The 8,838-nt window shown below is 63.1% G+C and carries 5 protein-coding genes, 1 tRNA gene and 1 rRNA gene; 4 read left to right on the forward strand and 3 right to left on the reverse strand.

Going from position 1 to position 8,838, the window contains the following annotated elements:
- The first annotated feature begins 8 nt into the window (after positions 1-8).
- From C725_RS11665 to C725_RS11675, 4 genes are all read left to right on the forward strand, one after another.
- Positions 9-3,365: an error-prone DNA polymerase gene (locus C725_RS11665; RefSeq protein ID WP_008603209.1), complete on the forward strand. Its 3,357-nt coding sequence runs from the start codon at positions 9-11 to the stop codon at positions 3,363-3,365.
- 192 nt (positions 3,366-3,557) lie between these two features.
- Positions 3,558-4,445 carry an acyltransferase family protein gene (locus tag C725_RS16945; RefSeq protein ID WP_420804924.1) on the forward strand — a complete coding sequence of 296 codons (888 nt, stop codon included), beginning with the start codon at positions 3,558-3,560 and terminating at the stop codon, positions 4,443-4,445.
- Positions 4,439-4,603, forward strand: coding sequence for a hypothetical protein (locus C725_RS16950; protein ID WP_200858609.1), 165 nt, complete (start codon positions 4,439-4,441; stop codon positions 4,601-4,603). Before C725_RS16945 ends, C725_RS16950 begins: the two co-directional genes overlap by 7 nt.
- Before the next feature lie 51 nt (positions 4,604-4,654).
- The gene (locus C725_RS11675) at positions 4,655-5,434 is read left to right on the forward strand and encodes a transglutaminase-like domain-containing protein (protein WP_008603213.1); all 780 of its coding nucleotides are present in this window, start codon (positions 4,655-4,657) and stop codon (positions 5,432-5,434) included.
- A 39-nt stretch (positions 5,435-5,473) separates the two neighbouring features.
- Here C725_RS11675 and C725_RS11680 read toward each other — a convergent pair whose 3' ends face one another.
- From C725_RS11680 to rrf, 3 genes are all read right to left on the reverse strand, one after another.
- Positions 5,474-8,305, reverse strand: coding sequence for an Ig-like domain-containing protein (locus C725_RS11680; RefSeq protein WP_008603216.1), 2,832 nt, complete (start codon positions 8,303-8,305; stop codon positions 5,474-5,476).
- 213 nt (positions 8,306-8,518) lie between these two features.
- Positions 8,519-8,595 (reverse strand) — tRNA-Met (locus tag C725_RS11685).
- A gap of 108 nt (positions 8,596-8,703) precedes the next feature.
- Positions 8,704-8,818: ribosomal RNA gene (rrf, locus tag C725_RS11690) — 5S ribosomal RNA — on the reverse strand.
- Positions 8,819-8,838: the final 20 nt, after the last annotated feature.

An 8,838-nucleotide genomic window follows, 5' to 3' on the forward strand; every position in this document is an offset into this window, starting at 1 on the left:
GATCCGCCATGCCCGATCCGCCCCCGACCTCCGACAAGCGCACCATCGCCAATCCGGAGGATTTCCGGCCGAACCCGCCGGCACCCTATGTCGAACTGGCTGTGACCAGCAGCTTCTCCTTTCTGCGCGGCGCTTCCGACCCCATCGACCTGGTGCTGACCGCGCATTGTCTCGGCTATGACGCGCTCGGCATCGCCGACCGCAACTCCATGGCCGGCGCGGTCCGGCACTGGATGGAGGCGAACACGGCAAAGCTGCGGCCGATCACGGGCTGCCGCCTCGACCTGACCGACGCCCCCTCATTCTACGTCTATCCAAAGACCCGCGCGGCCTATGGCCGGCTGACCACGCTTCTGTCGGCCGGCAAGATGAGCCGGCCCGACGGCAGCTGGCAGGACAAAGGCGCCTGCGAAATCGATCTTGCGCAGCTCGCGGTCCATCTGGGACACGCGGATGACGCGGTGCTGATCGTCATACCGGGAGAGGATCTGGACGGTTTCGCCGCCGATCTGCCGCGCCTGTGCGAAGCGCTGCCGGTCCTTGGCCATGTGGCCGCGGCGTATCTTTATCGCGGAAACGACCGGAGCCGTATCGCGCGGCTGGACCGGATCGCACGGGCCCACGGGCTGCGTATCGTCGCGGTGAACGACGTCCATTATCATGTGCCCCAACGCCGCCCGCTGCAGGACGTCATGACCTGCATCCGCGAGAAGTGCACCATATTCGATGCCGGTACGCGCCTCGATGCGAATGCGGAGCGGCATCTGAAATCGCCGGCGGATATGGTGCGCCTGTTTGCAGACTGGCCCGACGCCATCCGCCAGACGCGCATCATCGCCGATGCATGCACCTTCTCCCTCGGCGAACTGCGCTACGAATATCCGGAGGAAGTGGTGCCGACCGGCATTCGCCCGGACGAGTATCTGGCCGACCTGACCTGGGCCGGCGCCCTCTACCGCTATCCGGAGGGCGTACCCGAGAAAGTCCAGAAGCTGATAAGGCACGAACTCGGCCTGATCGCGAAGCTGGACATCCCGCGCTATTTCCTGACCATCCGGGACATCGTGAACTTCGCGCGTCGCCGCGATATTCTGTGTCAGGGCCGGGGGTCGGCGGCGAACAGCGCCGTCTGTTACTGCCTGGGCATCACCTCCGTCGATCCGGCAAAGCACGAGGTCCTTTTCGAACGCTTCATCAGCGAGGAGCGCAAGGAGCCGCCGGACATCGACGTCGACTTCGAGCATGAACGGCGCGAGGAGGTGATCCAACACATCTATGAGCGCTACGGCCGCAAACGCGCAGGGCTTTGTGCGACCGTCATTCACTACCGCCCGCGCATGGCGATCCGCGAAGTCGGCAAGGTCATGGGCCTGTCCGAGGACATCACTGCCGCCCTTGCCCGCACGGTCTGGGGATCATGGGGATCCTCGATCGACGAGAACAAGGTGGCGGAGGCCGGCCTCGACCTCAGCGACCCGCATTTGCGCCGAACCATTGCGCTCGCCGATCAACTGATCGGCATGCCGCGTCACCTGTCGCAGCATGTGGGCGGTTTCGTGCTGACGCAGGGTCCGCTGGTGGAAAGCGTCGTGGTCGGCAACGGCGCCATGCCGGATCGCAGCTTCATCGAATGGGACAAGGACGATATCGAGGCGCTGGGCATCTTGAAGGTCGACGTGCTGGCACTCGGCATGCTGACCTGCATCCGCAAATGTTTCGACCTGATCGCCGCGCATTATGGCCGCCGCTATACGCTGGCGACGGTGCCACCCGAAGACAAGGCCACCTATGCCATGCTGCAGAAGGGCGACTCCCTCGGCGTGTTTCAGGTGGAAAGCCGCGCGCAGATGAACATGCTGCCGCGCCTGAAGCCGAAGGAATTCTACGACCTCGTCATCGAAGTCGCGATCGTGCGGCCCGGCCCCATCCAGGGCGATATGGTCCACCCCTATCTGCGCCGCCGCCAGGGAAAGGAACCCGTGGTCTATCCGCGGCCCGGCCCCGGCGAGCCCCAGGACGAGCTGGAAAACATCCTGAAGCGCACGCTCGGCGTGCCGATCTTTCAGGAACAGGCGATGAAGATCGCCATGGACGCCGCCAAATTCTCGTCCGTCGAGGCGAACCAGTTGCGAAAGGCGATGGCGACCTTCCGCTCGCGGGGCATGGTGTCGGATCACAAGGAGAAGATGGTCGGCCGCATGGTAGAGCGCGGCTACGATCCCGAATTCGCCGCCCGCTGCTTCAGCCAGATCGAGGGGTTCGGAGAATATGGCTTTCCGGAAAGCCATGCCGCCAGCTTCGCGCACCTTGTCTACGTCTCCAGCTGGCTGAAATGCCACTATCCCGAGGTTTTCGCCTGCGCGCTCCTCAATTCCCAGCCCATGGGCTTCTATGCGCCCGCGCAGATCGTCCGCGATGCCCGCGAACACGGTGTCGAGGTGCGCCCCGCCGACGTGAACATGAGCGACTGGGACAATAGCCTGGAACCCTGTGAGGGAAGGCGGGGCCACCCCGCCGGCGCGGCGCGGCCGGACCACGGCCTCCATCGGTTCGCCCTGCGCCTCGGTCTGCGTCAGATCGATGGCCTGAAACAGGACGACGCGGCACGCCTGCTGCGTGGGCGGCGGCACCCCTATGATTCGGTGGCGCAGCTACGCACGGCGAGCGGCATGTCCGTCGCCGGCATAGAGCGCATGGCTGCCGCCGACGCCTTTCGTTCGCTGGGGCGAGACCGGCGGCAAGCCCTGTGGGATGCACGCGCGCTGAAAGCCGCGCCCGACCTGCCCCTGTTCGTTCATGCGGACACTGCCGATGAGGGGGTGGATGTGCCGGCCTTGCTGCCCGCAACGCCGCTTTCGGAGCATGTCGTCGCCGATTACCAGACCATGCGCCTGTCGCTGAAGGCCCATCCCATGACATTTCTGCGCCCCGGCTATGCCCGGGCCGGCTTCCTGCGTGCGGCGGATCTGCGCTCTTGCCGGTTCAATCAGCATGTGTCCGTGTCCGGCATCGTGCTGATCCGGCAGCGGCCGGGCAGCGCCAAGGGCGTCCTGTTCGTGACGTTGGAGGATGAAAGCGGTGTCGTGAATCTCGTCGTCTGGCCGGATACGCTGAACACATACCGAAAGCAGGTGATGAGCGCCCGGCTGATGACGGTACACGGCACCATTCAGATGGATGAGGCGGTCACCCATGTGGTGGCGCGGCAGATCGTCGACGACACCGCCCGCCTCGACGAACTTTCCGGTGATCGGTTACGCGCTCCTTTGGCCCGCGCGGACCATGTGGTCAGCCCCCTGCCCAGCCATGCGGGCCGTCATCCCCGCGATGTTCGCGTCATTCCCAAGTCCCGAGACTTCCACTAAAGGCAGCAGGGGGTCGAATTCGTAGCGTGCCGATCGGCACAGTCGAGCGGAGAAGAATCGATGGCAGACACCGCAACGGCCGCTGCTGCGGCGGCATCGCCCGTGCGCTTGAAAAAGCCCTACGAGGCGAGCGCGATGCCGGCGCGCACCTTCCTGCAGAATGTTCATATCTTCCGCGCCGTCGCCATCCTGATGATCATCTGCGCGCATACCGTGCCGTCCTTCGACTGGTCCGACTGGCCGACATTCGGCCGCGTCGTCGACACGATCTGCAATCAGGCTTCGATCTACTTCTTCTTCATCGCCGGTTTCCTGTTTCAGTTCCTCAGCCCGCGTTACGAAACGCGGCGCTATCTGAAGCAGAAATTTCGCACAGTCATAATGCCATACCTGATCATGTCGGTTCCGGCCCTTCTCGTCTTCACGCTCGTCACGCAAAGAGAGGGCGTATGGAGCTGGTTCTACGACCTTGCGATCTGGGAACAGATCGGGCTTTTCCTGCTGACTGGCAAGCACCTCGCGCCGCTCTGGTTCGTTCCCACCATCACGCTTTTCTATTTGGCCGCACCGCTACTGGTGCGGGGCGACAGAGCCCGATGGATGTATTTCCTTATTCTGCTTTCTATTTGGCCGCACCGCTACTGGTGCGGGGCGACAGAGCCCGATGGATGTATTTCCTTATTCTGCCGCTCTTCGTCATTTCCATTCTCTACAGCCGCGACGGACCGCTGGGGCCGATCGACAAGGCTCGCTATCTGGCCGCGGCTTATCTGTTCGGCATGTTCTGGAGCCACTTCTATGACCGGCTGGAGGCCTGGGCACGACGCTGGTGGCCACTGCTTTTCTCAATCGGCGCGGTTGGCTTCGCTCTCGTCCTTTGGAACGACAAGGCCGACCTGCCCTATGATTTCCAGATGGTGCAGAAACTGGCCTGGGCACCCGTATTTCTCGTCGCTCTCGACGCCATCAAACACCGGGTCGGCACGCGCCTCGATTATATCGCAGAGGTCAGCTTCGGCATTTTCTTCGTCCACGCCTATTTCATCGCAGCCTTCAAGGTCGCCTATACCTATGTGCTGACAGGCGAACTGGGTGGGGGATCGGAGGCCGCGATCCTTCCGGGCACGCCGATTTTCTTCCTCGGCTATGTGGCGCTCGTCCTCATATTCAGCCTTGCGCTCATCCGCCTCAGCCAACTTACGTTCAAGAGGAACAGCCGCATGGTCGTGGGCGCCTGACAGGTTCGTATTTCCTGCGGCACAAAGGCTATTCATGCGCATTGAGGGAGCATGAAACTCCAGGTCGAATCCGAACTCGAATATGCCTTGTCCGGCGACGCCGACATTCTTCTCCAAATCGAGGTCGCCGGCCTTTCCGATCAAAGCCTCGCACACAGCACGCTGGACATTGGCGAAGGCAGCGCCGGGGTGCGCATCGCAGGAGAGGATCAGATCGGGGAACGCATGTGGCTGCGCCGATCCACCAGACTGACAGCGCATTATCGGGCCGATGCAGAGGTGACCCGACCTGCCGACGATTGCACGAATCTCCGCCAGACGCCGGTCAGCGACCTGCCGGCCCATGCCGTCAAATATCTGATGGGATCGCGCTACTGCGATTTCACCCGCTTCCAGAGTTTCGTACAGGACGAGTTCGGCCACCTCTCGGGCGGCGCGCGAATTCAGGCCATGCGCGGCTGGATCGAACGCAAGTTCCTCTATACGCCGGGGAGCAGCTCCGCCGCGACCACGGCAGTCGACACCTTTGTGTCGCGCCGCGGAATTTGCCGCGACTATGCCCACGTTCTCATCGCCTTTTCACGGGCGGCCGCCATCCCGGCGCGCATGGTCAGCGTTTATGCGCTGGGTGTCGACCCGCAAGATTTCCACGCGGTGGTGGAAGTCTATCTGGAGGGCGGCTGGCATCTGGTCGATCCGACCGGCATGGCGCCTGTCGACGGCATTGCTAAAATCGGCGTCGGGCGGGACGCGGCGGACGTGTCTTTCCTGACCGTCTACGGCGCGGCAACGCTCGAACGTCAGGAGGTCCGGGTCAGCCGCACCGAATAAGATGCGCCTGACCCGCCGCCCGGGACCGATGCGACACTGTCAGACGATGATGGGATCGCTGTGCAGGGAGAGCGGCTCCGCATGCGGATTGTCCGCGAGCGCCGCCACGTCGAAGATCACATCCTGGAAATCGTCGTCGCTGACGCCGCCGCTTTCGCGGACCAGATCCTCGAAGCCGACCCTCAGGACTCCGTCCTGCGTTTCCGATGCTCCGGATAGCACATGCTGCGTCCCGTCGAGGTTCAGCGACGCATCGTGACTGAGGAAGAGCGTCGCACCCTCCACGCTTCGACCTGCATCGGTGAGAACGGCATGTCCGCCGCTCGTGTCGATTGCCAGGGAATCGCTGGCGAATACGTCCTCCGACAGACGGTGGGCACCGTCCTGTAACAGGAAGAAGCCTAGTTGGTGGTCGGCCTCCACATCGGTCACCAGGAACGTCTCACCCGCATCCAGGACGACATCCGCCGACAACATGCGGACATCGACGATGCGCCCGTTCGCGTCGACTTCGTATACGCCCAGGCTGTTATGATAGCCGCCCCCCGCCTCGGCGAGCGTGATCGAGAAATCCGAGGAGTTCTGTCCGGAAAGGAAGGTCTGCAAGGACAAGCCGTTGATCAGGCTGTCGTCCACTTTCTCCCCATCGGACAGGGTCGGCAGAAGGCGCTCGTAGACGAGCCACGTGTCCGAACTGTCCCGAACCGAAAGGAAGGCGCCGCCGCTCATGTCGCCGAACGAGATGCGCGGTCCGCTCACGGGGTCGATGATGCCATCGCCATCCTCGTCGATATAGAGTGTGCCGTCGTCGTTGAAGAAGAACTGGCTTCTGGCGAGACGTGTGCCGACGATGTTGACGCCGTCGTCGAAATCAAACCCTTCGACATGATCGCCAAACAGGCTTGCGAGATCGCCGCGAATGGTCGCGCCGCCAGCCTTCACAGCGAAAATGTCGCTGCCCGCGCTCGCCGTGTAGACATTGTCCGCATCCGGTTCCACGACTGAAGGAGCCGGCTGGCCGCCTGGCGTCTCTCCCCCCGGGCCGGCACCATCCCCGGACTGGCCGCCGTCCCCGTTTCCGCCTTGACCAGGCTGCTCGGAGCCGCCGTCATCGCCATTATCGTCTTCCGGATCCGGCTCCTCCGTCCCGGGTTGTTCGCCGCCGACCCCGTCATTTCCCTGGCCCGGATTGTCGGTGCCGTCACCGTCTCCGCCGTCATTCTCTTCACCCGGCTCTTCCGTACCGGGCTGCTCCCCGTCCGGCACGTCCTCGCCGGGATCGGTCTCCCCGCCCTGATCGTCGTCGCCATCGCTGCCATCAGCATCGCCGGATCCCGGTTGTTCGGCCCCCGGTTCTTCGCCGCCCGGCTCCTCCCCATTTCCGGGCGCCGGGGTCTCGGGCACGGGCACGACCGGAACAACGAAACCCTGGGATATCTGCGCGCCGCCATCATCCAGTACCTTGATCGTACCGCTGATGTGGGGATTGCCTTCGGCATCGAAGGCGGCACCATCCTTGACCACGAGGCGATAGAGACCCGTGCCGGCATCGGCGACGATCAGCTTGAAAAACTGCGTGGCTTCCCCCGTCAGGGAAACAGTGACGTAGCCATCGATATCCGTTGCGCGGAATGCGATGCCGACAGGGGTACCAGCATCCGCATCGGCGGCCACCTCGATGGTCTCGTTCACATAGACGATGACGGGACCGTCATTGACGGGTGTGACCTCGACCGTCACCAGCGCTTCGCTGGTGCGGCCGGCTGAATCGCGCACGATATAGGTGAAACGGTCGCTGCCGAAGAAGTTCGCATCCGGCCGGTACGTCACGCGCCCGTCCGTACCGATCGTCACCGTACCGTTCGTGGCCTCACTGACCGATACCAGCGTCAGCGCGCCGCGGCCGCTGTCATTGACGAGCGGATCGAACGTGGTCGCCTTGTCCTCCGAGACGGTGATCGTATCGGCCACGAGCGAAAGCGGGTCGAGCGGCTGATAAATGTCGACCTTTGTATTCACGCCGGCCCCCAGCGTGGCTGTCTTCGTCACGTCGCTGGCGAGGCCACCGCCGGAAAAGGTGATCTGATACGTGCCGTGCGGGACCTCGATCTGCCATCCGCCGGACGACCAGCTGGTCGTCGTGGCAATGCTTCCCGTGGCGGTGTTGCGAAGCGTGATCGTCACCTCGCCCAGCCCTTCGCCGATATCGTAGAAGGAGTCGCCATCGAGATCGTCCGCAACCACGCCGACGAACTGCGTCTTGTATCCGACGCGGCCGCCAAGATCCTGCGTCACGACATAGGGGCCCACACCGGTCGAGGAATCTGTTTCCACCAGCGCCGAAATGCCGATTTCCGTATAGTTGGAGGATATCAGCGTGTGGCGGTGTCCGGCGGGATCCTGAATGCCGTCCCCGTTCGATGCGAAATTGCCGTTGAGATCGTCACCCTCGTCGTAGCCCCAGTCGATGACGAAGCCGGCATGACCATGCAGCGCATCTTCGGTGAAGGCATAGACATTTTCGCCCAGGTAACTTTGCGCAGAATAGCCGGTGGCCTCGGTGCGCGCCCGCAGCGAGGGCTCGCCGTCCGCCTGATGCGTCTGCGCGTCCTGCTCGATCATGACCTGGGAGTGGCCTTCGGCGGCGCTCGCCAACTGGCTGCTCCAGGCCAGCGCCCCGACGCTCGTAAGTTGGCTGAGCTGCGCCTTGAGCGCGGCAAGGTCGACGCCGAAATAGTTTATGGCACTCGCGATCTCCGGAGTGGCCGGCAATCCGTTCACGAACAGCCGGTCATACTCGCCGGCTGGATTCATGCGGAACTGGTTGATCAGCTCCAGCTGAAGCTGCTCGAAATTGCTGGGGGACGCCATTTTCGTCTGGTCCTATCGGTCACGGCCTCGAATGAGGCCCCTGATAGGTCAGCGAGTGCAACGACGCGGTTAAGCGTTAGGGTAAAGCGAGTATTAAGATGCGTCCGCGAAAGGATCGCAAGCCATGGATAAGCTTGCCGGCCTGCGCCTTTACCGGCGGAATCCGGTATTCGGGCATGTCGGTTCGATAGCGTATATTTCGGGAGTTTTGATTGGTTGCGGGAGCAGGATTTGAACCTGCGACCTTCAGGTTATGAGCCTGACGAGCTACCGGACTGCTCCATCCCGCGCTGAGGGGGTTATGCCGGCCGTTGGTGCGTGCGCTGTTCTGGGCGCGGGCCGGTTGTCTTGTGAATGGGTTTGGTTCTAATTTCGCGGTGTCCGGCAGCGGCCGCAAAGGCTGGCGGCGACCTACTCTTCCAATGCTTAAGCATAAGTACCATCGGCGCTGTCTGGTTTCACGGCCGGGTTCGGGATGGGACCGGGTGGGGCACAGACGCTATGGCCACCAGCCTATGGGGCCGCTGCGGGAA

Source organism: Pacificimonas flava (assembly GCF_000342165.1).
GTDB lineage: Bacteria > Pseudomonadota > Alphaproteobacteria > Sphingomonadales > Sphingomonadaceae > Pacificimonas > Pacificimonas flava.